Origin of the sequence: Kitasatospora sp. NPDC004723 (genome assembly GCF_040609255.1) — a bacterium.
Taxonomy (GTDB): domain Bacteria; phylum Actinomycetota; class Actinomycetes; order Streptomycetales; family Streptomycetaceae; genus Kitasatospora.
Window position 1 is genome coordinate 17642 of record NZ_JBEXJT010000028.1, and the last position, 22804, is coordinate 40445.

The following is a 22804-nucleotide window of genomic DNA, read 5'->3' on the forward strand; positions in this document are numbered from 1 at the left end:
CTCCAGCATCATCGCGTGTACGAAGGCCTGCGGCAGGTTGCCCCGCAGCTGTTGGCGGCGATGTCGTACTCCTCGGCGCACGGGGCGGGCGGGGGCCGGGCGGACCGCCGCTCCGCTTCCGGTGCCACCGGCGGTGCGTAAGATATGAACTCGATGCGTGGCTATTACAGGGGGTGGCAGGTGGACGAGCCCACCGTCAACGAGCTGGTGCGGGCATGGGTCGAGGGCTGGATCGTTTCGCGGGGCGCGGCCGATCCGGTGGACGAGCCCTGGGGCTGGAGCATCGACGTCGGGCAGCCCGGACAGGTGGCCCGGCACGTCCTGCCGGAACCCACCGAGGCCGACGTCCGGAAGCTGGTCGCGGCCACCACCGCGCCGGGCACCTGGCTGAAGCTCTTCGCCGATGACGACACCGTCCGCCCCTGGCTCGGCCCCGGCTGGCACCACGACGTGCCCGGCTACCTGATGACCGTACCGCTCGCCGCCGGGAGCCCGGCGGTGCCGGCCGGATACACCCTCACCAACTGGTGGCGCGGCGGCGTGGTCCAGGTGCTGGTCCGCACCGGGGACGGCCGGTTCGCGGCCCGCGGCCGGCTCGCCGTCACCGGGGCGACCGCCGTCGCCGACCAGATCGAGACCGACCCCGGGCATCGCCGCCGGGGGCTCGGCTCGCTGGTGATGCGGGCCCTCCAGGACGCCGGGCACCGGGGCGGGGCCGTCACCGGCATCCTGGTCGGCACCCCCGAGGGGCGGGCGCTGTACACGGCGCTCGGCTGGAGCGTGCGCGCTCCCATGGCGAGCCTCTCCTACGCGCCCGAGGCGTGAACGCCGCCGCGCCGGTCCGGACGGAGGTCCGGACCGGCGCGGCGTCACGGGCGACGGCAAGGGCGGCAGCAAACGGCTCGGCGCCGGTTCAGCACTGCGGCCGCTTGCCGTGGTTGGCGCCTTTGCGGCGGGCCCTCTTCTTGCGGCGACGCTTCGAGGACATCGGGCCTCCTTGGTGGTTCGCCCCCGTCCAAGGTCTCACAGCTGCGGCCCGCCGTCGCGCCGTGCTCCTGCGGCCGGGGCGGCCGTACGGCCACCCCGCCCTCCGCCGGAGGTCAGGCGGCTTGCCAGAGCGCCGGCGCGTTCGGCGGCTCCCAGCCGACCTGCGCCTGGTGGCCTTGGAGGCAGCGGTAGGCGGTGCCGCCGTAGGTCACCGTGTCACCGGCCTGGTAGACGGTGCCGGCCGCCCAGGTGCCGCCGGGGTTGCCCGGGCCGCCGGGGCCGGGGCCCTGGGAGTCCGTCTTCAGCGTCAGGCCGTAGCCCTGCAGGATCGGGTTGACCGGCTGGAAGTACGTGGTACCGCCCTGCGAGCAGTTGCCGGTGCCGCCCGAGGTCACGCCCTGCGCCTGCGTGCCGGAGATGAACGAGCCGCCCGAGTCACCGGGCTCGGCGCACACAGTGGTGCGGGTCACGCCGGAGACGGTGCCCTCCTGGTAGGTGACGCTGGTGCCGTGCTGCTGGATGGTCCCGCAGTGCCAGCCGGTGGTGGAGCCGGAGCGGCAGACCGAGGCGCCGACCTGCTGGAGCACCGATCCGCTCACGGCGCCGGACGCGCTGTTCACGTACGGGGTCGCCGTCCAGTTGCTGTTGGTGGCGACCCAGGACATGTCGTTGCCCGGGAAGACCGAGGCCTGGAAGGTGCCCTGGGAGACCTGGTTGGACCCGGTCGTGCTGGAGCCCGCGCGGCCGCAGTGGCCCGCGCTGACGAAGCCCTGGGTGCTTCCCCGGGTGATCGGGAAGCCGATCGAGCAGCGGCTGCTGTTGTCGATGTAGTAGGCGTCGCCGCCGCGCAGGTCGTAGAGCGGGCGCGGGGCCTCGGCCACCGCCTCCACCCGGACGGCCGCCCGTTCCACCCCGGCGGCGGAGACCAGCCGCTCGGCCGCGGCCGGGTCGGTGGCCCGCACCACCACGGTGTTGCTGCGCACGTCGACGTAGCGCACCGCGGCGGCGAGCGCGTCGGTCCGGCCCGCGGCGCCGTGCTCGGCGGCCCGGTCGAGCGCGGCCAGCGCGCCCTCCAGCGCGGCCAGCGGGTGGGCGACGAGCACCGGCCGGGCGCCGGCGGCGCGGATCGTCGCGGCGTCGGCGGCCCGGGTGGTGGCGACGGCCAGCGTGGCCGCGTCGGCGCCCTCCACCCAGGAGCCGGCCCAGCTGCCGCCCAGGCCCTGGGCGAGCGCCCCGGCCCTGGCTCCGGCCCGGGCCTCGTTGGCCAGCCGGGAGCGCGCCTGGCCGGCCGTCAGTCCGAGGTCGCGCTGCAACGCGTCGAGCACCTCGGGCGTGGCGGCGGCCACGCCGAGGGTTTCCGGTGCGGCCGCCACGGCCGCGGCGGCGGCCCGGACGGCCGGGCCGGAGGCGGGGTCCGCGGCGGCGGCACCGGCGGTGCCCTGAAGTGCCGTCAGCGCGAGGGCGGTGGTGGCCAGGACGGCGCACGCGGCCCTGGCGGGTCGTCGGAGCATGGGGGTCTCCCGCGTTCGGGGTGTGGGGTTGCGGGAAACCGTAGGAGCCTCGTCCGCCGACGGGGGAGATGTCACCCGGGGGTACGGCCCCGGGCTATACCCCCACCGGGACCGCGCGCACGCCGACGGGCCGGCTCCGTGGTACAGAACACCTTTTCGTGGACCGTTTCGTCAAGACCGCCCCCGTCCCGTCAGCACGGTTCCCGGCCCGCCGCCCCGGGCGGCTCCGCAGGGTCGGCCGGCTCGCCCAGCGCGGCCAGCGCGGCCAGAACGTCGGCCCGCAGCCGAGGATTGCCGGTCGTCCCGTCGATCACCGCGAGGGCCTGCCGCAGCCGCTCCGCCGCCTGCTCGGGATGGTCCAGCCGACGGTGGTGGTCCCCCAGGTGGTAGAGCGTGATGCCCTCCAGCACCGGGTCCCCGGTGGAGCGGTGGCGGTCCAGTGCCCGGTGCAGGTACTCGCCCGCCTCCCGGCCCCGGCCCGTCAGCATCGCGGTGACCCCGATGTTGGTCTCGCACACCCGGATCGCCCAGTCGTCCCGCCGGTCCTCCGGCTGCGCCCGGAGCAACGCCAGTGCCCCCTGGTAGTACAGCCGCGCCTGACCGTAGGCGCCGGTGCTGAGACAGTGGTCGCCCAGGTGGCCGATCACATCGGCCTCGCCGTCGCGGTCCCCGATCGAGGCGAACAGGGCGCGGGAGAGCCGGAGTTCGGCCAGCGTCTCGTCGTGCCGGCCGAGCGCGCCGAGCGCCGTGGCGAGGTCGTTGCGGGCGTGGCCCTCGCCGTAGCGGTCGCCGGACCGCTCGGCCGCCGCCACCGCGAGGCGGGCCGCCTCCTCCCGGTCGTCCAGGTGCGGGCTGGTGAAGTAGTAGCTCCACAGGACCACCGGCAGCCGCCAGGCCAGGTCGTCGGGGCCGTGCCCGGCGGCGGCGCGCACCACGGCCAGGACGTGGGTGTGCTCGCTCTCGCACCACCGCTGGGCCTCGGCGGCGGTGCCGAACGCGGGCGGTTCGTACCACGGCCCGGGCGGGGCGAGCGGGATCCGCCGGCGGCGCGGGGTGAGCAGCCGGGCGGCGGCGTCGGCGTGGTGCAGGTACCAGGTGCCGAGCCGTTCGCGGGCGGCGGTGCGCACCGCCGGGCCGGTCTCGGCCTCGGCGCGCTCGGCGGCGTACAGGCGCAGCAGGTCGTGCAGCCGGTAGCGGTCCCCGCCCTCGTGGGTGAGCAGGTGGGCGGTGGTCAGCTGTTCCAGGACGGGGCGCACGACGGCGGCGCGTTCGCCGCAGAGCGCGGCGGCGGCGGCCGTGGACAGGCCGGGGCCGGGGGCGAGCGACAGCAGCCGGAACAGGGTGCGGGCGGTGGCGGGCAGGGCGCGGTAGGAGAGGTCGAGTGCGGCGCGGACGGCCGAGGTGGCGTCGCCGTCGATCGCCAGCGCGGTGAGCCGGTCGCCGGTGTCGCGCAGTTCGGCGACGTGGTCGGCGACGGTCCGCCCGGGGCGTTCGGCGAGCCGGCTGGCCGCGATGGCCAGGGCGAGCGGCAACCGGCCGCAGACGGTGGCCAGTTCGGCGACGGCGGCCGGCTCGGACCGGGCCCGCCGGCCACCGATGACGCGGTCCAGCAGGGCGACGGCGTCGCGCGCCGGCATCAGGTCCAGGGCCAGCGGACGGGCGCCGTCCCGGGCGGTCAGCCCGGCCAGCCCGGAGCGGCTGGTGACCACGGTCAGGCACTCCGGCGCGCCCGGGAGCAGCGGGCGGACCTGTTCCGCGCTGCGCGCGTTGTCCAGGACGACCAGGACCCGCTGGCCGGCCAGCAGCGAGCGGTAGAGGGCGGCGGCCTCCTCGGGGACGCTCGGCACCTGCTCGCCGGGCACCCCGAGGGCGCGCAGGAAGCGGGCCAGCACGGCGTGCGGCGGCAGCGGCGGTTCGGCGGAGAAGCCGTGCAGGTCGGCGTAGAGCTGGCCGCCGGGGAAGTGCTCGCGCCGCCGGTGCGCCCACTGGACGACCAGCGTGCTCTTGCCGATCCCGGCGCTGCCGGAGACGGCGCAGATTCGCCCGGCGGGCGCGGCGGGGGCCACGCGGGCGGCGCCGGACGGGGCGGCCGACGGCGCGGCGGCGTCGGCGAAGGCGTCGAGGCCGGCGAGTTCGCTGTCGCGTCCGGTGAAGGTGGCGAGCGGGGGCGGCAGTTGGGCGGGCCGGGGCGGCGCCGCCCGGGGCACCGGGGGAGGGACGTCCCGGGCCGGTGCGCGGCGCGACCCGTCCCCCCGGTGCGGGCCCGGCCCGTCCTCGCGGACCGCCTCGGTGCTGAGCAACTCCAGGTGCAGCCGCCGCAGTTCCGGGCTCGGGTCGAGCCCCAGCTCCTCCGCCAGCCGGGTGGTGAAGCGCCGGTGCGCGGTCAGCGCGTCGGCGGTGCGCCCGCAGGCGTGCAGCGCCCGCATCAGCTGCCCGACGAACCGCTCCCGCAGCGGATGGTCGGTGACCAGTGCGGTGAGTTCGGGGACGCTCGCCCGGTGCCGGCCGAGCCCGGCCTCCAGGTCGAGGCACTCCTCCCAGGCGGTGAGCCGCAGTTCGTCCAGCGGTACGGCGCCCGCGGCGATCGACTGCCCCGCCAGTCCGTCGAGCACGGGCCCGCGCCACAGTGCCAGGGCCTCGCGCAGTTCCTCCACCGCCGCGGCGGGCTGTCCGGCGGCGGCCGTCCGGCGGGAGCGGGCGACCGCGTCGGCGAAGGTCCGGGCGTCCAGCCGGTGTCCGTCGAGCCGGATGCGGTAGCCGCGTCCGTCGGTGAGCAGCGCGGGCGGCCCGGCCGGGTCGGCCTGCCGGAAGCCGCGGCGCAGCAGCCCGGCCAGGTTGCGCACCTGGCGGTCGGCGGTGGCGGGCGGGCGCTCGTCCCAGACCGCGTCCACCAGCCGGGCCACCGGTACGGCGCCGCCCGCGTTGAGCAGCAGGGCGGCGAGCAGCCGCTCCTGCCGTACGCCCCCCAGCCGGACCCGCTCGCCCCCGCCGGTCCGGACTTCCAGCGGTCCCAGAATCGCGAACTCCATGCGCTTCCCCTCCCCAGGGTCCTGCACACCGCTGTCGGACCGTCGCGTTTGGTGACGATCTGATGACTAGATCATGCCAGAATCGTGCGAGCGGTTGAGAGGGTCGGTGTGTGCCGGCCCCGCAGGGGAACGGCACCGTGATCACCCCGCCCCGGAGTTCCCTGGAGGAACAGACCGATGAACCGCATCAAGCGCTTCGCCGCCGTCGCGGCCGCGACCGCCGTGGCCGCCCTGGCCCCGCTGACCGCCGCTCCGGCCGCGCAGGCCACCACCACGGCCAACCACCCCGGCTTGACCTGGGAGCTCCTCAACTACGGTGCGGGCTACGCCGTCCAGGTCGGCGGCCCCGGCGGTACCGCCAGTGACCCGTACAACGGTGACACCCCGGCCTGGAACTCGCTGCCGGTGCTCTGCCTCAACCAGGACCGGCGCCCGGCCCCGCCCGGGATCGTCATCGGCTTCTACAACGGCTGGGCCCTGGGCGAGGTGGAGATCAGCCGCCCGGTGAAGGGAACGGAGCTGACCAGCCCGGAGGCGGCCAACACCATCTGCCGCCAGCAGTTCGGCCGCAACTGGCGGCAGGCCGAGTTCCACGACGGGCACTACGGCCCCAACTACTCGCAGAACGGCGGCTGGACGTTCTGGGCCAACGGCAACCTGCCCAAGAACGTCCGCTTCTGGGTGAACATCAACGACCAGGCCGCCAACCCCTGGGACTGACCGCCGCCGCCCCACCACTCCCGTGGCCGGCCCCGCCCACCCGGGCCGGGGCCGGTCCTGCGCCGCTACCAGGCCTCGCCGGCCGCCAGCCAGCGGGCTCGGGCCTCGTGCTCGGCGTCCAGGTGGTTGTCGAGCCGCCAGCGCGCCACGTCGTAGTCCGGCAGGTGGCTCCACGCCTCGGCGGCCGTCAGCAGGTAGCGCCACAGCGTGCTGAGCCGGACCATCAGCTCCTCCACCGCGTCGTCGCCGGACCGGGCCCGGCCGCCCGGCTCCGGTGCGGCCTCCTCCGCCGCCCCGGCCGCCGCCGCGGTGGCCGCGGCCAGGGCGGTGAGCGTGCGGAGCACCTCCCGCGCGCTGCGGGTCAGGGCCGCCACCGTCCGGGACAGCGCGTCGCCGATCCGCTCCTCCTCGCTCCCCGGCGCGCCGGCCGCCGCGCGCGGCAGCACGATCCGCCGGCCGATGAAACCGGCCAGGCCGTCGATGTCCTCCGCGGTGATGTCGGCGGTGTACCGCAGCGCGGACCGGTGGGTGTCTGTCATACGGGTGTCCCCTCCCTCGGTCGGCCCGGCCCGGCCGACCGCCGGATCGGGCTCGCAGCCTCGGATATGGCACCCCCGAGGGAACGGTAAACCTCACCGGGCGGTCCCATCCGGGTCCCGTCCGGGGCGCACCCGGGCGGCCGGGGGCGCACCGGACGGCACCGTGACGATCGTCAACGGGTGGCGCGTGCGCCCGTCCGCTGCGACGATCTGCGGATGATCACACTCGCCGACGACCTCGGCCACCTCTCCTACGTCGTCGCCGGCGACGGTCCGCCCGTGGTGCTCGTGCACGCCGGCATCGCCGACCACCGCATGTGGGACGCGGTCGCCCCCGCGCTCGCGCGGCGGCACACCGTCATCCGGTACGACCTGCGCGGCTTCGGCGAGTCCGCGCCCCCGGCCGGACCGTTCCGCGAGAGCGACGACCTGCGCCGCCTCCTGGACCACCTCGGCCACGAGCGCGTCCGCCTGGTCGGCTCCTCCTGGGGCGGCCGGGTGGCCGTGGACTTCACCCTCACCCACCCCGAACGGGTCCACTCGCTGGCCGTGCTCGCCGCACCGTGGCCGCGCTACCCCTGGTCGGCCGGGATGATCGCCTACGACGAGGCCGAGACGGCGGCCCTGGCCGCGGGCGACCTCGACGCCGCGGTCCGCGTCAACCTGGACATGTGGGTGCGCGGCCCGGCCCGCTCCTGGGACGAGGTGGCGCCCGGCACGGCCGACCGCCTGCGCGACCCGCTGCGGACGGCCCTGGCCAACCAGGCCGCCGTCGGCGAGCACTCCCAGGGCGTGGCCACCGGCGACCTCGCCACCATCACCGTCCCCGCCCTGGTCGGCGCCGGCGCCCTCGACGTCCCCGACTTCCGCGACATCGCCCGCCGCTACGCCGCCGCGATCCCCGGCGCCACCCTGGTCGAGTTCCCCACCGCCGGCCACCTCGTCCCGGTCGACGCCCCCACCGAGTTGCTCGCCGTCCTGGAGCCCCACCTCGCCGAGTAGGACGGGCAGGACAAGCGCCCATGGTCACGCCGGCCCCGCAGCCCATGCCACCGATGGGCGGGCCGAGACCGCTGAGGTGGCTGCCGCAGCTCGCGGTCGCCGGACGGCTCAGGCCGGGTGGCGGGTGAAGGTCAGATGGGTGACGCCGCTCGGGGCGGTGAAGGACTCGACGTGGAAGCGCTGCTCCAGGCCTTCGAGGCCGTCCCAGAGGCGCTCGCCGCGGCCGAGCAGGATCGGGACCACGGCGATGTGCAGGTGGTCGACCAGGTCGGCGGCGAGGAAGGCGCGGACGGTGGTCGGGCCGCCGCCGATGCGGACGTCCAGGCCCGCGGCGGCCTCCCGGGCCTGGGCCAGCACCTCGTGCGGGGAGCCGTCGACGAAGTGGAAGGTGGTGCCGCCCGCCATCTCCACACTGGGCCTGGGGTGGTGGGTCATGATGAACACCGGGGTGTGGAACGGGGGATTGGGGCCCCACCAGCCCTTCCACTCGTACTCCTGCCAGGGGCCGCGCTGCGGGCCGAACTTGTTGCGGCCCATGATCTCCGCGCCGATGCCGTCGTTCCAGGTGTGCGCGACGGCGTCCTCGACGCCGGTGTCGCCGCCCTCCTTGCCGAGAATGGTGTGGAAGGTCCGGGTGGGGAAGAACCAGCGGTGCAGCCGGTCGCCCGCGTGGCCGAACGGGGCTTCCAGGCTCTGGCCCTCGCCCGTGCCGTAGCCGTCGAGCGAGAGGGAGAGGTTGTGGACGCGAACCAGGGACACGGGGACACCCTTCGACGGTCGGCGCCGCGCGGTGGTCGGCGGGGCCGGGCCGACTTTAGCCGCGCCCGCCGTCCCCGCACCGGGGGCGCGCCCACCGGGGGCGTCCCCGGTACGGCGGTCAGCGCCGCAGCCACCCGGTGAGGGAGTCCCACCACCCGCGCTGCGACCGGGGAACGGGCGGCACCTCGCCTGTCTCGCCCGTCCCTCCCGCCTCGTCCCCGTCGTCGGCCCCCACCACCTCGACCGGGTCCACCGGACGCGGCTCGGCGGGCGGGGTGGCGGGCACCGGCGCGGCTGCCTCCCTGGCGTACGCCGCCGCACCCGGCTGCTGGTCGGGCGGCGTGAACTCCACCGGCAGCTCGACCAGGTGGCGCGACAGCCAGGCCGAGGTCCAGGCCAGCTCCGACTCGGGGACGGCGAGGCGCAGGTCCGGCAGCAGGGTGAGCAGGCAGTCGATCCCGGACTCCGCGATGGCCCGGCCGATGTCCTGGCCGGGGCACTCGTGCGGGCCGCTGCCGAAGGACAGGTGGGAGCGGTTGCCGTGCAGCGGCTTCGCCACGTCGGGCCGCACCACCGGGTCGACGTTCCCGGCGGCGAGACCGAGCAGCAGCATGTCGCCGGACCTGATCCGCCGGCCGCCGAGCACGGTGTCCCCGGTCGCCCACCGCCCGGCCACCAGCGACATCGGCGGGGCGTCCCACAGCACCTGGTCCAGTGCGTCCGGCACGGTCATGTGACCGCCCGACAGGTGCTCGCGGAACCGCTCGTCGGTGAGGATCATCTTCAGGGTGTCCGCGATCAGGTTGACGGTGGTCTCGTTCGCCGCCAGCAGGACGACCCGCAGGTGCTCCAGCACCTCCTCGTCGGTGAGTCCGGCCGGGTGCTGCATCAGCCGGGTGCACAGGTCGGGCCCGGGGTCGTTGCGCTTGCGCTCGACGGTGCGGCGCAGCGCGGCGACCACGTGGTCGTTGCTGGCGATCGCCGTCTCGGTGCCCTTCATGAGGTCGCGGGCCGCCTCGACCAGCCGCGGCCCGTACTCCTCGGGCATGCCGACCAGCTGGGTCATCACCAGCATCGGCAGGTGCTCGGCGAACCGGCTCACCAGATCGGCCCGGCCGCGCGCGCCGAACCCGTCGACCAGCTCGGCGGTGTAGCGGGTGACGAAGCGGCGGACCCCGCGCCGGTCGGTGCCGTTCAGACCGTCGGTGACGGCTCCGCGCAGCCGGCGGTGCTCCGCGCCGTCGGCGAAGACGCAGAGCGGCTGCCAGGCGATGACGGGCATCAGCGGCGAGTTCGTCGGGACCCGGCCCTCCTCGAACGCCGACCAGCGGCGCGAGTCCCGGGAGAAGCGCGAGGGCGTGCGCATCGCCGTGAGGTTCGCGGAGTGGCCGAGGACCAGCCAGGCCGGGAGGTCGCCGTGCAGCAGGACCGGAGCCACCTCGCCGTACTCGGCGCGCAGCTGCTCGTACAGGCCCGCCGGGTCCGCCTCGGCCGCGGGCCCGTAGAGCCGGCGGAGCCCCGCGACGGGCAGTTCGTCGAGGCCGGGCTCGTCGGGGCCGAGGTCGTCGAGCGAGCCGAGCGAGCCGGGTGTATCGAGGCGGGCCCGGTCCCGGGCGCCGGGGTCGCCGGCCCGGTGGGCGGGGCAGCCGGCCGGCGGGGCGAGGGCGGCGTCGTCGCGGAACGGTGAGGTCACGGTGTCTCCGGAGGTGGTCGACGGGGGAGGGACGGGGAGGGACGGGGGCGCGCTCACTGCGCCGGCGGTGGCTCCGCGAGGTCGTAGAGGTAGTGCATGAGCGCGAGCAGCACGTCCCGTCCGGACTCGCGGACCCGGGCGTCGCACGCCACGATCGGGACCTCCGCCGGCAGGTCGAGCGCGAGCCGCAGCTCCTCGTCCGGGCAGTCGGGGGCGTCGGGGAAGGCGTTGGCGGCGACGACGAACGGCACGCCGCGGTCCTCCAGCCGTCCGATGACGTCGAAGCTGATCTCCAGCCGGCGGGTGTCGACCAGCACGACCGCGCCCAGCGCCCCCTCGAAGAGCCCGTTCCAGAGGAACCAGAACCGCTCCTGGCCCGGGGTGCCGAACAGGTAGAGCACCAGCTCGTCGGTGATGCTGATCCGGCCGAAGTCCATCGCGACGGTCGTCTCGGACTTCCGTTCGATCCCGGCCAGGTCGTCGACCTCCGCCCCGGCCTGGGTCATCGTCTCCTCGGTGGTCAGCGGGCGGATCTCGCTCACCGAGCCGACCAGGGTCGTCTTGCCGACGCCGAAGCCGCCGACGATCACCACCTTGACGGCCGTGGCGGCCGAGTCCGGCAGCAGATCCTCGTCCGCCGGCCCGAGCACCGTGTCAGAGCCGCTGAAGTCCATGCATCACCGCCTCCAACAGGGCACGGTCGGGGAGTAGCGCGGCCGGGACCGGGGCGCGCGCCTCGACCCGTTCCTCGGCCACGAGGTCCGCCAGCAGCAGGGTGACCGCGCTGACGGGAAGCCGCAGGTAGGCGGAGACCTCCGCCACGGAGAGCGGCGATCCGCACAGGCGCACGATCGCCGCGTGCTCCGGCGGCATCGAGGGGGCGGGCTCCGCACGGGAGACGATCAGCGTGACCAGGTCCAGCGCGGCCCGTCCGGACGGCTGGGTGTGCCCGCGCGTGACCACGTAGAAGCGTTCCGGGGCCTCCTCGCCCCAGTCCCGGCCGGTGGTGCTCATACGACGGGCTCGCCCCTTCGCGGAGGCGTACTGAGGTGCTCGCCGATCCGGGCGACCAGGTCGCGCATCCGCTGGCCCATCAGCCCGGCGTCCACGCCCTCGTCGGCGAGCACCGCGAGGTAGGCGCGGGCCCCGGCCGCCATCAGGTAGAAGAACCCGCCGCCCAGCTCGATCACCACCAGCCGCATCCGGCCGTCCCCGTACGGGAACTCGTGGCCCACGGCGGCGGCGAGGCTCTGCAGCCCGGCGCAGGCGGCGGCGAGCCGGTCGGCGGCGTCGGGCGCGGTGCCGTGCTGGGCGATCCGCAGGCCGTCGGCGGAGAGCACGATGACGTTGCGGACGAGCGGGACCTCGTCCGCCAGCTGCTTGAGGAGCCAGTCCAGGTTGGTCCGTGGCCGAGTCACCGCTCGTCCCTCCGTGTTCCGGTCGAGTCGTCGTTGCCGTTGCCGCTGCCGTTGGTGTGGTCGTTGCCGTGGTCGCTCGGCCCGGTGCCGTTGATGCCCTCGGTGAAGGCGGTCAGCCAGAGGCCGGGCTGCACCGGCTCCGCCGGCTCCCCGGGCGGCGCGCCGGCACCGTTGCCGCCGGCCGGCCTGCCGCCGGTGGGGGCGCCGCCGGTCGGGGTGCCGCCGGTCGGGGTGCCGCCGGCGGGAGTGCTCCCGGCCGGGGACCGGAACCTGACGGGCGGCCCGGTGTGCCGACGGCGCCGGGGCAGACCGGTGGCGGTCCACTCGGTCACCACCGGGACGTCGTCCGCACCCGAGGACGAGCCGGTCCGCGACGCGTTCGGCGACCCGTTGCGGGGCCGGTTCAGCGACCCGGCCGGTGAGCCGATGCGCACGCCGCCGAGCGGCCCGGGCGGCGGGCCGGTGAGCGGGCGACGCGGCGGCGGCGAGGTGTGCGGCCGGCGGTCGTCCACCGGCTCCGGCCCGGACGACCCGGTGACGCCGATGCCGTGCGCCCGCCCGGTCGCGTGAGCGCTGGTGAGCAGGCGCTGCGGGAAGACCAGCACCGCCCGCACCCCGCCGTAGGCCGACGGCCGCAGCGAGACCTGGAAGCCGTACGCCCGGCAGAGCCGGCCGACGACCGCGAGGCCGAGCCGCGGTGTCTCGCCGAGGTCGTTGAGGTCCATGCCGGCCTGCGCCTCCGCGAGCATCCGCTCGGCCCGGGCCCGGCCCTCCTCGCTGAGGCTGAGGCCACCGTCCTCGATCTCGATCGCGATGCCGCTCTGCACCTCGACCGCGGTCAGGTGCACCAGGGTGTGCGGCGGGGAGTAGCGGGTGGCGTTGTCCAGGAGTTCGGCCACCGCGTGGATGAGCGGTTCGACGGCCGGGCCGACCACGGCGACGTCCGAGACCGGGTGCAGCTCGATCCGCTCGAAGTCGAGGATGCGGGACATGCCGCCGCGCAGCACGCTGTACAGCGGCACCGGCTTGTTCCACTGACGGCCCGGCCGGGCGCCGCCGAGCACCGCGATGCTGTCGGCGAGGCGGCCGATGAGGGCGTTGCCGTGGTCGAGCAGCAGCAGGTCGTCGAAGACGGCGGGGGTGTTGCCGTGCGCGTACTCCATGCTGCGCAGCTCGGCGGCCTGTCGGTGGACGATCGCCTGCACGCGGCGGGCGATGTTGACGAAGGCCTGCTGGGCGGCCTCGCGCATCGCCTCCTCGTTCTCGACCGTCTGCAGCACGGAGCGCAGCAGGGTCGTCTGCGCCGCCCGGAACTCGGCGGTGACCGTGACGTCCTTCAGCGCGTACGCGTTGACGACCCTGTCCAGGCCCTCGCCCGCCGAGAACCTGGTCATCGCGGCCGGCAGGACGGACTTGGCCATCCGGAGGTACTCGGTCTCCTGCCGGGCCAGCCGGCGGATCAACTCGCCCTCGCGCCGGCTCGCCCGGGCACGCAGTTCCTCCGCCGCCCGGCCCCGGCGGGCGGCCTCGGCGGCGACCAGGACCACCGCCAGGGTGCCCACCACCGCGCACAGGGCCACCCCGGTACGGGCGTCGGGCGAGGCCGCGGCCACCGTGACGGAGGCGACGGCGGCCGTCGCGAGGGTGGGCAGGAGCCAGACGAGCACGGGGGCGGAGCGCCGGCGTCCGGGTGACGAACCAGCACCTAGCATTCAGCATCCTCAAAACGGTCGAAGGTCGAAGGTCGACGGGCGGGGAGGGGACGGGGGAGGGGACGGTCGGTCGGCCCGGGAGGCCTGTGCGGTCCGGGCGGGGGCGGGTGGCGCCGGAACCGCCGTGGCCGTGCGCTGCGCGCGCCGGCGGGAGCGGTCCGGCCGGACTCCCGGGCCCGCGACCGGGCCGGTGTCGGCCTCAGGTTTACCGTGCGCCGCCCGCCACGCACGGGCGCCCACGCCCAGTTCGCCAATGCGAGCGGACTCCCGGTGAACTTGCCGCCGGCACGCGACCTTTCGTGCTACGGGCTGTCCCCGACCTCCCGCCTGCCGGGCGACCCGCCCCCAGCCCGGCGGCCGGGAGGTACCCCCACACCGCGTTGTCGTCGGTCGCCGAAGGCCGGGGGAGCCGCCCGGCCCGCCCTCCGGGCGGCTGACGGGAGTTCGAGGACGGTTCCTTGTTCTGGGGGCGTGCGCCCTGGCGTCGCGCGCCCGGCGGGAATGGTCGGACGCGCGCTGAGAGGCGTCGTGGTGCGCCCCGGCGCTCGGGGCGTTCGGCGGTCCACCGGAGCTTCCGTCCGCCGGAGTCGACGGTCGGTCGGACGGGTCGCGGACGAGTGGGCGGGGAACCGTCGTCGTACACGCCCGAGTCCGGGGGGACGGATGCCGAACGGATCCCGGCCGGCGGCCGGTCCGGCCGCCCTGCTGCTCGACCTGGTGGCCACCGCCGTGGGCCTTGCCGTGGCCGCCGCGGTGGTGGCGGGCTTCGCCCTGGGCGGCCCGCCCGCCGACCGGTGCGCCGCCGTGCTCGGCGCCGCGGTGCTCCTGGTGGCCGTGCACGCCGCCGGGGGCGCGCTGGTGCGCCGCCTGCCGGCGGGCCGCTCGTGCGCGTCCTGCCTCGGGGCGCTGCTGCTGGTCCCGATGCTGCTGGCGGCGGAGCCGGCGGCGCTCTGGCTGGCGGTGCGGCTGGCCGACGGCATCGGCCTGCCCGCCGGGCTGACCGGTCCGGGCGGGACGCTGGTCGCCGCCGTGGTGGTCATGCTGGTGGGCGTCACGGTGCGCCACCTCTGGTCCGTCCTGGCCGATCGTGACGGGGACGGGGCGGCGCTGCGGGGCGTCGCGCGGCACCTGCTCGCCGTCGTCGGCCTCGGCCTGGTGGTCGCCGCGCTCGACGGCGCCGCGCTGGCGAACGGCCCCGGCTGGCGGCAACTGCTCACCCTGGTCGCGCTGGGGGCCCTGCTCGGCCCCAAGTTCAGCCGGCTGTCGCTGCCGGGGCGCGGTGTGCGGCTGCGGTCGGCGGCGGGTCTGACGGTCGCCACGGCGGGCAACCTGCTGAAGCTGTGGCTGGTGACCTGGCTCAGCACCTGGATGCAACTGCCGTTGAGCATCGCCGGGTTCGGTGCCTTCGCCGTCGCGGCGCTGATCGTCGCGGTGGTGATGCTGCCCACCTCGGTGGCCGGGCGGCGGGCGGCGGACCCCGGCGGGCCGTCCCTGGCGGGCGCGGTGGCCGAGCTCTACGGCCGGCTGCCGCCGGGCTGCTGACCCGCGCGGGGGCGGCGCTCAGCCACGGCGGACGGCGCGGGGTCCCACCACCGCGGCGCCGAGGGCGGTGACCCGGGCGCGCAGCCCGCGGTCGGCCGTGACGACCAGGCACGCCCGCCCGGGGGCGGTGGCCAGCGCGGTCGCGACCAGGTCGACGATCAGATCGTCGCCACTGCCGCTCGCGCTCTCCACCCGGACCTCCGGTGTCGCCGTGATGCCCCGGGCAGCGCCCTCGACGACCAGGACCACCTCCAGCGGCCCGGTCCGCGCCCACGGCGGAAGGTCGGGTCGGTCGGGCCGATCGCGGAGGTCCGGTCGGCCGTCGTCGCCCGCCGCCGCGCCCAGTCCGCGGCCGGCGACCGGCGCGAGCGCGTCGCGCAGCCGCTGCGCCGCGCCCCGCCGGTCGCGCCACCAGCCGTCCGGGACCGAGCCCACGACATTGGCCCCGTCCACCACCAGCAGCGGCACACCCGGTGCGGCATCGCTCTCGCCCATGGCGGGCAAGTCTGTCACGCACCCCCTGCTGCCCGGCCGTCCCGCTGCACCGCCGTCCGGTGGTCCCGCCAGGCCTGCTCCCACTGTCGGGTCAGCGCCGGGTAGACGATGAGATAGCGGAACGGTGCGATGAGCATCAGATAGCACCGCCCGAGCAGGCCGTTGGGCTTGACCAGGACAGTCATCCGCAGCTGGTGCTCGCCGTTGCCGGTCGGCACCCAGCCGAGGTGCATCAGGGTGTGGACGGTCCCGTTCGCCAGCTCGGCCACGTACTCGTCCTGGAGCTGGTAGACCGGGGTGAACGGCAGCCGGCTCGGCGCGGTGGGGTCGACGGTCTCCGACAGCTCGCGCGGCAGCCGTTCGCGCAGCGAGCGGACCCGGTTGCCGAGTCCCGCCTCGGGCCGGTCCCAGCCGAGCAGGGCGCCGAGCTTCCAGCGCACCGCGAACAGGAAGCGGTTGGCCGGGGACTGCCGGGCGAAGCCGCCGCCCGCCCGCATGGCGGCGAGCATCACGGCCAGCTCGCCCGGTCCGGCCCCGGGGGTGCGGAAGGCCCAGACGTCCTCGGTCCGGAAGTCGGGCGCGAACTCGTGGATGCGCCACGGCCGACGGGTGTGGGCTGTGAGGGGAAGTCGCATGGCCGGTACCGCCTTTCCAACGCGGGGCGCCGACCTGCGGGCCCCGTCTGTACGCCAGCGTATATGAGCAGACTAGAGGTCATATTCGGTGGCGTATACGCGGGGGCCGGGTGAGCCGGAGCACAGTTCCCGGCCACCCCGCCCGGGTCAGAACTCCGGCAGGCACTGCTCGGCGAACTCGCCGCGGAACACGTGGTGCGCATGCGTGAGCATCCGCCGGGCGTACACACCGTCCTCGGCCAGGCGGGAGTACCCGTCGAGCTCGACGGTGAGGGCGCCGGAGGTGTCGGCCAGGTAGACGTCCAGGCCCGGATACATCAGCTCGACGCACGGGATGTCGTCGATGTCCAGCGCGAACACCGGGTACTCGCCGTGCTCGTCGCCCACCCCGGTCGCCAGCACCCGGCGCGAGTCCGAGCCGCCGGGGAGCAGGAAGCACTCGTCGAAGCGGTCCGAGACGGTGTCGAAGCAGGAGCCCCAGCCGTCCCCGAACTCCGCGCGCGCCAGGTCGCCCAACGACCGGGGCGTGAAGCGGCCGTCCCCGTCGAGCCAGCCGAACCGGCGCAGCAGACCGGCGTCGAAGGCCAGCCACCGGCGCAGGCTCGGCGGCAGCGGCCGCCCGCTCGGGAACACCGCGGCGGCGAGCAGGCCCGGCGCCATCGGCTCCGGCTCACCGGTCAGCCAGGGGCCGGCCCACGGGCCGTAGTCCAGGATCGGCCGGTGCGGATCGGCGACGACGGCGGCGATGGCACGCTCGGTGAGCGCCACGCCGTGTGCGTCGTCGCGCGCGTCGCTCGGGGGGATCGGGTTCGCGGAGTTCATCGGGCTCGGTGTCCTGTCCGGGAATCGTTCGGCAGCTGCTCGGTCGCGCCGCAATCTACGGCCCGCCGCCGACATCGGCCCACCCCCGGACGGTCGGAACCGGCGTCCTGCCGACCCGGGGCCGATCGTCCGTGCCGCCATCGGTCCCGTGATCCAACGCCCCTGCCCGAACGTCGCGTTGGGACCCGCTCGCACGTACGGATCCGAACCTCGGCGCCGGACGTCAGGGCCTCGACGTCAGGGCCTCGACGTCAGAGCCGGGCGCCCGCCGCCGCGGAGTCGTCCTCCGCCCCGCCTCCCAGCACCCGCCGGGCCTCCTCGGCCGACGGGCTGTCACCGCCGCGCCGGACGACCTCGGCCAGCGCCGCGCGGTGGGCCACCTCGTGGGCCAGCGCCGGGTCCGTCCCGGTGTCCGGCAGCACCCCGGTGCCCTCCCAGTTGCCGCCCGACACCGGGTTGATCGAGCGGGCGGTCGGGATGGTGGCCTCCAGGTGGGGGTGGAGGGTGAAGCCCCGGCGCGGGTTGGCGCCGCCGCCGGACGCCTCGCCGATCACCACGGCCCGGCCGCGCTGCTGGAGGTCGTACGCGAGCGCCTCGCCACCCGAGAAGGTGGCCTTGCTGATCAGTACGTAGATCGGCTTGCTGCCGCCGAAGCGCGGGCCGGACACCAGTGCCGGGCTCCAGAACTGCTGCTCGGCGCCCTCCTCGCGGTCGTAGAGGGTGCTGAGGTGCGTCGGCTCGTCGAAGAAGTGACCGCAGATGTGGGCGGTCGTGTACGGGTGGCCGCCGACGCACTCGCGCAGGTCCAGGATCAGGGCCTCGGCCGGCGCGACCAGGTTGAGCGCGGCGTTCAGCGACTCGCCCGTCATGTCGAGCGGGAAGAGGATCGGCGCGAGCTTCAGCAGGGCGACACCGCCCTCCAGGCGCTCGATCCGGGGGACGCCGCCGAGCGAGAGGTCGGCGGCCCGCGTCAACTCGGCGAGCAGGGCGCCGTCCTCCTGCTCCGCCGGGATCGCCCGGGGGTGGAACTTCAGCCGCAGATGGCCGTCGCCGTTGACCGACTGGAGGTCCTCGGTGACCAGCCGGCCGAGCGCCTCGGGGTCCTCGGCCCCGCGGTAGCGGCCCCGGGACAGCGCCTCGCCGAGCCGACCGGCGATCTGTTCGGCGACCTCGGGGAAGACGTAGAGCCCGGTCGTCAGCCGGCCGACCTCGGTGACGATCTCGGTGATCTCGGCCGACTGAAGCCGCTGAAGCTGTGCCATGTGCCGTCCCCTGCTGGTGGTGATCGATCGGGTCTGGGGAGTAGAGCACGCGACTTGCGAAAGCGTCAAGAAAATTGGACGCTTTACGCATGGAGCAACAGACCCCGGAGCAGGACCTCACCATCGAGAGCCCGCGGCAGTTCAAGGCGCTCGCCCACCCGCTGCGCCAACGGCTGCTGCTGGCCCTCGGCGGGCGGCCCGCCACGGCCGCCGAGCTCGCGGCGGCGCTGGACAGCCGCAAGAGCACGGTGGCGCACCACCTCAAGGTGCTGCAGGAGGCCGGCGTCGTGCGCATCGTGGAGACCCGCAAGGTGCGCGGCGGCAGCGAGCACCTCTACCGGCGCACCGCCCGCCGCATCACCGTGGCCGGCCGGGACGCCGGACCGGCCACCGCCCTGCTCGGCGCGGTGGCCGAGGAGTGCGCCAAGGCCCCGCGCGAGCCACTGCTGTCGCTGCGCCACCTCCGGCTGACCGCCGCCCAGGCCGCCCACCTCGCCGCCACCCTCCAGGCCCTGGTGGACGAGGCCGTCGAGGCCCCGGACGGCGAGCCGGTGCACGGCGTGCTGGTGGCGCTCTACGAGCAGGGCGCCGGCCGCGACTGACTCTCCGCCGTCCTCACCAGTGGTCCCGGTTCCTAGGTCCAGGGGACGCGCACGTGCAGTGCCCCGCTGCCGCGGCGTTCGAGCCAGGGGCCGGTGCGCGTGCCGCCGCCGTGCTCGTGGACGGTCGTCCGGTAGCGGAACCTCCTGGAGAACGACTCCCCGTTCCCCGGGAACACGATCCACCGGCGTGGCCGGTCGTCGTCCCGGTCCGGCCACGCGAAGGTCGCCGCGTACGTCCCCTCGACCGTTTCGAACCGCACCTCGGCCCGCTCGCCGGCCCGCAGACCGGGCAGCAGCCGGATCGGGTGGACGTCCAGGTGGTTGAGCATGGCGGGGGAGACGTCGATGGCGATGTCGTCGAACGGTCGTCCGACAATGGGGGGCTCGATGTGGACGGAGGCGCTGTCGCTCCGGCTCAGCACGAAGAGCTCGGTGTTCACGTCCGACGGATACTGGACAATGACGTTCCGCTGGACGTAGGTCGTGTTGGGAGTCCAGTCCTTCATCTGTTCCGGGATCTCTTTGACGTCCTCGTACGGCACCCACCGCGTGCTGAAGTACCACGGCGGCGGATCCTCCCGCAGCGAGGCGGCCGGAGGGAACGAACTCCAGGGGTGCGTGACGAACGTGCCGGTTTCGTCGGGGTAGCGGCAGCTCAGGGCGACCCCCCTGACGGCCGGGTTGTCGAGGGCGTGGACGGGGCGGAACACCCGGGTCAGGTCGTGCCGTTCGTCGTCCGGGTAGACGTTGAAGAAGTACTTCGACGGCTCGCGCCGGATCTCGTCGAACTCCGTGGTGAAGCGGGTGTCGAGGGTGAGACCCCGGAGGTAGCGGTAGCCGCCTTCGCTCGTGTGCGCCAGCGTCGGCTCCGGCGGGCCGTCGGCGGCGACCTGCCAGCTCGGCCCCCAGGGGTTCGGGGGTCCGTCCGCCGATCCGACCAGCGCGGTGCCCGTCGCCCGGGGGCCTTCCAGTACGGCGGCCCGCGCGAGCTCCAGGAAGTACGCGTCCGCGCAGCCGGTGCGGTCCAGCACGCGGCCGTCGTAGCGGCTGTTCACGGGGACGGTGGAGTCCACCGCGTAGTCCATGGTGAGTTCGCCGTCGGCGCGCAGCCGGCCGACCGCGCGGCTGAGGGCGTCGAGCGTGAGGTGCGTGCCGGTTCCGCTCGCCTCGGCCTCGGCCAGCAGACCGGAGCGGATGGTGTGCCAGTCGCCCTGCGCCGTGAGGCGCCGCACCGGGGCGGTGAACTCGATGCCGAGGGTGCGGTTGACGGCCAGCGGCGCGGTGCCGTCGATGATCGCCTCCTCCAGCCACTGGGTGGGGACGCGTCCCATCAGCGTGGTGTAGGTCCGTGCGTCGCCCGACGACATCGGGCCGCTGGTCGCTCCCTGGGTCTCGCAGTACCAGGGGGTGATCCCGGCGAGGCCGCGGGCGGTCCGGTCCGCGCGGGCCGTGATGTTGGAGAGCGTGGTGTGGGTGTACTGGAAGGTCAGCGGGACGAAGTTGTCGCGGCTGTAGGAGGACCAGCCCCAGTAGGGGTCGTCCTTCGGGCAGGAGAGCAGGAACGCCCGCAGCGCGTCGTCGACGTCGGCCGCCGACAGGTCGGGCGCCAGGACGAACCGCAGGATGCCGCAGACCTCCTGGTCGTCCATGTCGCGCCGGGGGTAGCGGGTGAAGCGGAAGTCGTAGCCGGTGGTGGTGCGGCCGAGGTGGAGCCGGCCGGGCATCCAGTGGAAGACGGATGCCTGGCCGGCCGCCCGAGCCGGATTCCGCGCGTCAGGGTAGAGGACGTAGCTGTGTGCGCCGGCCTCGTGGGTGCGGGCGCCGGCGATCTCGGTCGGGCCATTCACGGTGACAGTCCGCTATGCCTGGGAGTTCCTGAACCGGAAGGTGACTCCGGGATCGTTCTTCCGCGGGATTCTGACGCTGAGCTTGTCGGTGTTGCTGACCAGGTAGGGGGACGTCCATTCCGAGTCCTCGGCCAGGTCCGTCACCGTGACCTTGTAGCGGTAGCCGAACTTCCCACCGGGGGCGACCGGGTAGACGATCCAGTGGCGCTTGCGGTTGATGTCGGCCTGCTGGCCGATGAAGGTCGCGGACGGTCCTCCGGTCGGGTTGCCCTTGTCGTCCACCGGTTCGAGCACCAATTCGAGGTACCAGTCCTCGTTGAACAGCTTCTTGGTGGTCTTGAACGCGATCTCGGTCGAGGCCAGTCTGGCGGACTCGGCCCGGACCTCGACCAGCTCGTCGTTGACCGGGGTGCCGTTGGGCCCGGGGTCGATGTCCAGCGTCCCCAGGCCGGTTTCGAGGTGTGCGACGACGTAGTCGTCGTTCGGGTCGGGCTCGTCGAAGTGCACGGTCCGCTTGACGAAGGTGACGTCGGGATGCCAGCCGACCGGCGGGTTGTTGACGTCCGTCTCCCGCTTCTGCGCCTGCCGGTACGTGTAGACCTCCGGCTTGTCCCCGGCGGCCGGCCGGGTGAAGACGTGGCCCTCCCAGAGGAGCTGCCCGTTCTTCTCGGGGTACCCGAGCTGGACGGAGAGGCTGTTGAAGATCCCGGTCTGCCATTTGACGATGGGGATACAGTTCCGGACCAGCTTGTGGGGGTAGTCGTCCAGGTAGATCAGCGGGAAGTACTTCTTCTCCGCCTCCGCCCCGCCGGCCGCCATCTCCTGGAGCATGCCGTCCAGTGAACTGGAGACCACGTGGGTCTGCAGGTGGCTGAACTGGGTCTCCTCGTGGTAGCTCAGGTCCAGATGGGTCTCGTCCCAGCTCGCCTTGAGGGCGACGGCGAAGCCCCACGGACTGGCCCCCGAGCTGGAGGACGACGCCTCCGCTGCCGTTTCCTTCGGGGCCACGGGCTCGAAGATGACGTGGTTGGCGAGCTCCATAAACTTGTCGACCAGCAGGTCGGACCGCTCGGTCAGCTGCTGGGCGACCTTGTCGGCGCCCGGGAAGTTGCCGGGCACCTTGATGACGACCTTGATGTCCCCGCTCTTGCGGAGTTCGTCGAAGCGCGCCTTGACGTCGGCGCTGAAGAACCAGCCGTGGGCGTTCGCGTGGGCGGAGAAGTGCTTGCGGATCGAATCCCAGGCGCCGGTGATCGTCAGTTCGACCTTGGGCGTCCACATCTGCATCTGCATCACGGAGGACGCGAAGACCGGGCTGGTCGTAGTGCCCTGGAAGCCCGCGTAGAGGATCTGCGACGGGTAGTTGCCGACCAGGGCGGTGAACGCGTGTTCGGCCTCCGGGTCGATCCCCGCCTCGCCGGTGCCCTGCAGCACCCAGTACCAGTTGCCGATGTCCCCGTCCTTCTCGGGGGACCCGTGCAGGAGCAGCTTCTCGTCCTGGTCGGCGAGATCACCCTGGGTGACCAGTTCCGGCACCCCGCCGTCCTTGTCCTGTACGAAGTAGCGGAAGCCTTCGTGAGTGAGCGTGATGTTGGAGAGTGTGGTGTTGTTGGACATCAGAACCACGGGGGAGAACTCGGGCTTCAGGTTCTTGTGGTTCCACAGCCCGTTGGAGCTGTTGGCGTTGTTCTTGACGATCTGCTGCTGAGCCTCCTGCATCGCCGCCGCCGGAATCGTGCCGGTGGTGGTGAGGCTGAGCAGGCCGCCGACCGTCTCGCCCGTGGCCTTGGGCCCCGCCCCGCTCTCCCCGCCGTTGCCGGACCCTTCTCGCACGGGATTCGTGATGCCGCCGATGAAGCGCAGAAGGCTGAACTTGAAGTCGCCCTTCTCACCGTCCCGGCGGGCGATGCGCAGCTGCGTCGGCAAGTAGTAGTAGTGCGGGCTCTTCCCCTCCTTGATCAGGTCGAAGTTGTTGGCGTCGGGGAAGAACGTGACGTAGTAGCCCTGGGAGGTGATGGCTTGGGTCCCACCGGCCATGGTGGGGCCTTGCGGCTCGGTCATGGATGACACCTTCAGTGATGTGGGGAAGCGGGGCGGCCGGCCTGGGGACCGGTCGGGACCTGGACGTGATGCTGATCCAGCTGCAGGTCTCCGTTCCCGTGGCGCTGCCGCCGGGAGACGGATACGCATGCAAACCACCTCAATGGAGCGGCCGCCGGCCACGAACGC

At 74.4% G+C, this 22804-nt stretch carries 20 protein-coding genes; 5 read left to right on the forward strand and 15 right to left on the reverse strand.

Features of this window, described 5'->3' with window-relative positions:
• Nucleotides 1-180: 180 nt before the first annotated feature.
• On the forward strand, nt 181-825 hold the full coding sequence (locus ABZW10_RS24405) for a GNAT family N-acetyltransferase (RefSeq protein WP_355369428.1): 645 nt from the start codon (nt 181-183) through the stop codon (nt 823-825).
• A gap of 275 nt (nt 826-1100) precedes the next feature.
• Here ABZW10_RS24405 and ABZW10_RS24410 read toward each other — a convergent pair whose 3' ends face one another.
• Nucleotides 1101-2498, reverse strand: a complete 1398-nt coding sequence (locus tag ABZW10_RS24410; RefSeq protein WP_355369430.1) for a carbohydrate-binding protein — start codon at nt 2496-2498, stop codon at nt 1101-1103.
• Nucleotides 2499-2689: 191 nt separating this feature from the next.
• Complete coding sequence (locus ABZW10_RS24415; protein ID WP_355369432.1) at nt 2690-5527, reverse strand: BTAD domain-containing putative transcriptional regulator; 2838 nt, start codon at nt 5525-5527, stop codon at nt 2690-2692.
• 177 nt (nt 5528-5704) lie between these two features.
• On the opposite strand from ABZW10_RS24415, the gene ABZW10_RS24420 reads away from it, so the two are divergent.
• Nucleotides 5705-6247: a hypothetical protein gene (locus tag ABZW10_RS24420; RefSeq protein WP_355369434.1), complete on the forward strand. Its 543-nt coding sequence runs from the start codon at nt 5705-5707 to the stop codon at nt 6245-6247.
• Nucleotides 6248-6312: 65 nt separating this feature from the next.
• Here ABZW10_RS24420 and ABZW10_RS24425 read toward each other — a convergent pair whose 3' ends face one another.
• Entirely contained in the window at nt 6313-6786 is a 474-nt protein-coding gene (locus ABZW10_RS24425; protein ID WP_355369436.1) for a hypothetical protein, read from the reverse strand.
• A 216-nt stretch (nt 6787-7002) separates the two neighbouring features.
• Here ABZW10_RS24425 and ABZW10_RS24430 point away from each other — a divergent pair, with 216 nt between their 5' ends.
• A complete protein-coding gene (locus ABZW10_RS24430; RefSeq protein ID WP_355369438.1) occupies nt 7003-7788 on the forward strand; it encodes an alpha/beta fold hydrolase in 786 nt (261 codons plus the stop codon).
• Nucleotides 7789-7896: 108 nt separating this feature from the next.
• Here the strand turns inward: ABZW10_RS24430 and ABZW10_RS24435 are convergent, their stop codons facing one another.
• The 6 genes from ABZW10_RS24435 to ABZW10_RS24460 form a co-directional block, all read right to left on the reverse strand.
• Nucleotides 7897-8547, reverse strand: a complete 651-nt coding sequence (locus tag ABZW10_RS24435; RefSeq protein WP_355369440.1) for a dihydrofolate reductase family protein — start codon at nt 8545-8547, stop codon at nt 7897-7899.
• Between the two features lie 118 nt (nt 8548-8665).
• The gene (locus ABZW10_RS24440) at nt 8666-10078 is read right to left on the reverse strand and encodes a cytochrome P450 (RefSeq protein ID WP_355369559.1); all 1413 of its coding nucleotides are present in this window, start codon (nt 10076-10078) and stop codon (nt 8666-8668) included.
• A gap of 215 nt (nt 10079-10293) precedes the next feature.
• Complete coding sequence (locus tag ABZW10_RS24445; RefSeq protein WP_355369442.1) at nt 10294-10914, reverse strand: ATP/GTP-binding protein; 621 nt, start codon at nt 10912-10914, stop codon at nt 10294-10296.
• Nucleotides 10895-11254 (reverse strand): DUF742 domain-containing protein, encoded by a 360-nt coding sequence (locus tag ABZW10_RS24450; protein WP_355369444.1) that lies wholly within the window; start codon nt 11252-11254, stop codon nt 10895-10897. Before ABZW10_RS24450 ends, ABZW10_RS24445 begins: the two co-directional genes overlap by 20 nt.
• The gene (locus ABZW10_RS24455) at nt 11251-11658 is read right to left on the reverse strand and encodes a roadblock/LC7 domain-containing protein (RefSeq protein WP_355369446.1); all 408 of its coding nucleotides are present in this window, start codon (nt 11656-11658) and stop codon (nt 11251-11253) included. Before ABZW10_RS24455 ends, ABZW10_RS24450 begins: the two co-directional genes overlap by 4 nt.
• Complete coding sequence (locus tag ABZW10_RS24460) at nt 11655-13325, reverse strand: ATP-binding protein (protein WP_355369448.1); 1671 nt, start codon at nt 13323-13325, stop codon at nt 11655-11657. Before ABZW10_RS24460 ends, ABZW10_RS24455 begins: the two co-directional genes overlap by 4 nt.
• A gap of 708 nt (nt 13326-14033) precedes the next feature.
• On the opposite strand from ABZW10_RS24460, the gene ABZW10_RS24465 reads away from it, so the two are divergent.
• On the forward strand, nt 14034-14912 hold the full coding sequence (locus ABZW10_RS24465; RefSeq protein WP_355369450.1) for a hypothetical protein: 879 nt from the start codon (nt 14034-14036) through the stop codon (nt 14910-14912).
• Between the two features lie 18 nt (nt 14913-14930).
• Here the strand turns inward: ABZW10_RS24465 and ABZW10_RS24470 are convergent, their stop codons facing one another.
• From ABZW10_RS24470 to ABZW10_RS24485, 4 genes are all read right to left on the reverse strand, one after another.
• The gene (locus tag ABZW10_RS24470; RefSeq protein ID WP_355369452.1) at nt 14931-15407 is read right to left on the reverse strand and encodes an NTP pyrophosphohydrolase; all 477 of its coding nucleotides are present in this window, start codon (nt 15405-15407) and stop codon (nt 14931-14933) included.
• A 14-nt stretch (nt 15408-15421) separates the two neighbouring features.
• On the reverse strand, nt 15422-16042 hold the full coding sequence (locus ABZW10_RS24475; protein WP_355369454.1) for a DUF2867 domain-containing protein: 621 nt from the start codon (nt 16040-16042) through the stop codon (nt 15422-15424).
• Nucleotides 16043-16189: 147 nt separating this feature from the next.
• Nucleotides 16190-16864 (reverse strand): hypothetical protein, encoded by a 675-nt coding sequence (locus tag ABZW10_RS24480; RefSeq protein WP_355369456.1) that lies wholly within the window; start codon nt 16862-16864, stop codon nt 16190-16192.
• A 251-nt stretch (nt 16865-17115) separates the two neighbouring features.
• Nucleotides 17116-18126, reverse strand: a complete 1011-nt coding sequence (locus tag ABZW10_RS24485; RefSeq protein ID WP_355369458.1) for a S41 family peptidase — start codon at nt 18124-18126, stop codon at nt 17116-17118.
• An 89-nt stretch (nt 18127-18215) separates the two neighbouring features.
• Between ABZW10_RS24485 and ABZW10_RS24490 the strand changes: the two genes are divergently transcribed.
• A complete protein-coding gene (locus ABZW10_RS24490) occupies nt 18216-18728 on the forward strand; it encodes a helix-turn-helix domain-containing protein (RefSeq protein WP_355369460.1) in 513 nt (170 codons plus the stop codon).
• A gap of 32 nt (nt 18729-18760) precedes the next feature.
• On the opposite strand, the gene ABZW10_RS24495 is transcribed toward ABZW10_RS24490, so the two are convergent.
• Both ABZW10_RS24495 and ABZW10_RS24500 read right to left on the reverse strand, forming a co-directional pair.
• The gene (locus ABZW10_RS24495) at nt 18761-20575 is read right to left on the reverse strand and encodes a hypothetical protein (protein ID WP_355369462.1); all 1815 of its coding nucleotides are present in this window, start codon (nt 20573-20575) and stop codon (nt 18761-18763) included.
• 12 nt (nt 20576-20587) lie between these two features.
• Nucleotides 20588-22636 carry a hypothetical protein gene (locus ABZW10_RS24500; protein ID WP_355369464.1) on the reverse strand — a complete coding sequence of 683 codons (2049 nt, stop codon included), beginning with the start codon at nt 22634-22636 and terminating at the stop codon, nt 20588-20590.
• Nucleotides 22637-22804 lie beyond the last annotated feature (168 nt).

Bases quoted from the DNA above. Each gene is read 5' to 3' on its own strand.
- ABZW10_RS24410 (WP_355369430.1), bottom strand. From the start codon at position 2,498: ATGCTCCGACGACCCGCCAGGGCCGCGTGCGCCGTCCTGGCCACCACC.
- ABZW10_RS24415 (WP_355369432.1), bottom strand. From the start codon at position 5,527: ATGGAGTTCGCGATTCTGGGACCGCTGGAAGTCCGGACCGGCGGGGGC.
- ABZW10_RS24420 (WP_355369434.1), top strand. From the start codon at position 5,705: ATGAACCGCATCAAGCGCTTCGCCGCCGTCGCGGCCGCGACCGCCGTG.
- ABZW10_RS24425 (WP_355369436.1), bottom strand. From the start codon at position 6,786: ATGACAGACACCCACCGGTCCGCGCTGCGGTACACCGCCGACATCACC.
- ABZW10_RS24430 (WP_355369438.1), top strand. From the start codon at position 7,003: ATGATCACACTCGCCGACGACCTCGGCCACCTCTCCTACGTCGTCGCC.
- ABZW10_RS24445 (WP_355369442.1), bottom strand. From the start codon at position 10,914: ATGGACTTCAGCGGCTCTGACACGGTGCTCGGGCCGGCGGACGAGGAT.
- ABZW10_RS24450 (WP_355369444.1), bottom strand. From the start codon at position 11,254: ATGAGCACCACCGGCCGGGACTGGGGCGAGGAGGCCCCGGAACGCTTC.
- ABZW10_RS24465 (WP_355369450.1), top strand. From the start codon at position 14,034: ATGCCGAACGGATCCCGGCCGGCGGCCGGTCCGGCCGCCCTGCTGCTC.
- ABZW10_RS24470 (WP_355369452.1), bottom strand. From the start codon at position 15,407: ATGGGCGAGAGCGATGCCGCACCGGGTGTGCCGCTGCTGGTGGTGGAC.
- ABZW10_RS24475 (WP_355369454.1), bottom strand. From the start codon at position 16,042: ATGCGACTTCCCCTCACAGCCCACACCCGTCGGCCGTGGCGCATCCAC.
- ABZW10_RS24480 (WP_355369456.1), bottom strand. From the start codon at position 16,864: ATGAACTCCGCGAACCCGATCCCCCCGAGCGACGCGCGCGACGACGCA.
- ABZW10_RS24485 (WP_355369458.1), bottom strand. From the start codon at position 18,126: ATGGCACAGCTTCAGCGGCTTCAGTCGGCCGAGATCACCGAGATCGTC.
- ABZW10_RS24490 (WP_355369460.1), top strand. From the start codon at position 18,216: ATGGAGCAACAGACCCCGGAGCAGGACCTCACCATCGAGAGCCCGCGG.
- ABZW10_RS24500 (WP_355369464.1), bottom strand. From the start codon at position 22,636: ATGACCGAGCCGCAAGGCCCCACCATGGCCGGTGGGACCCAAGCCATC.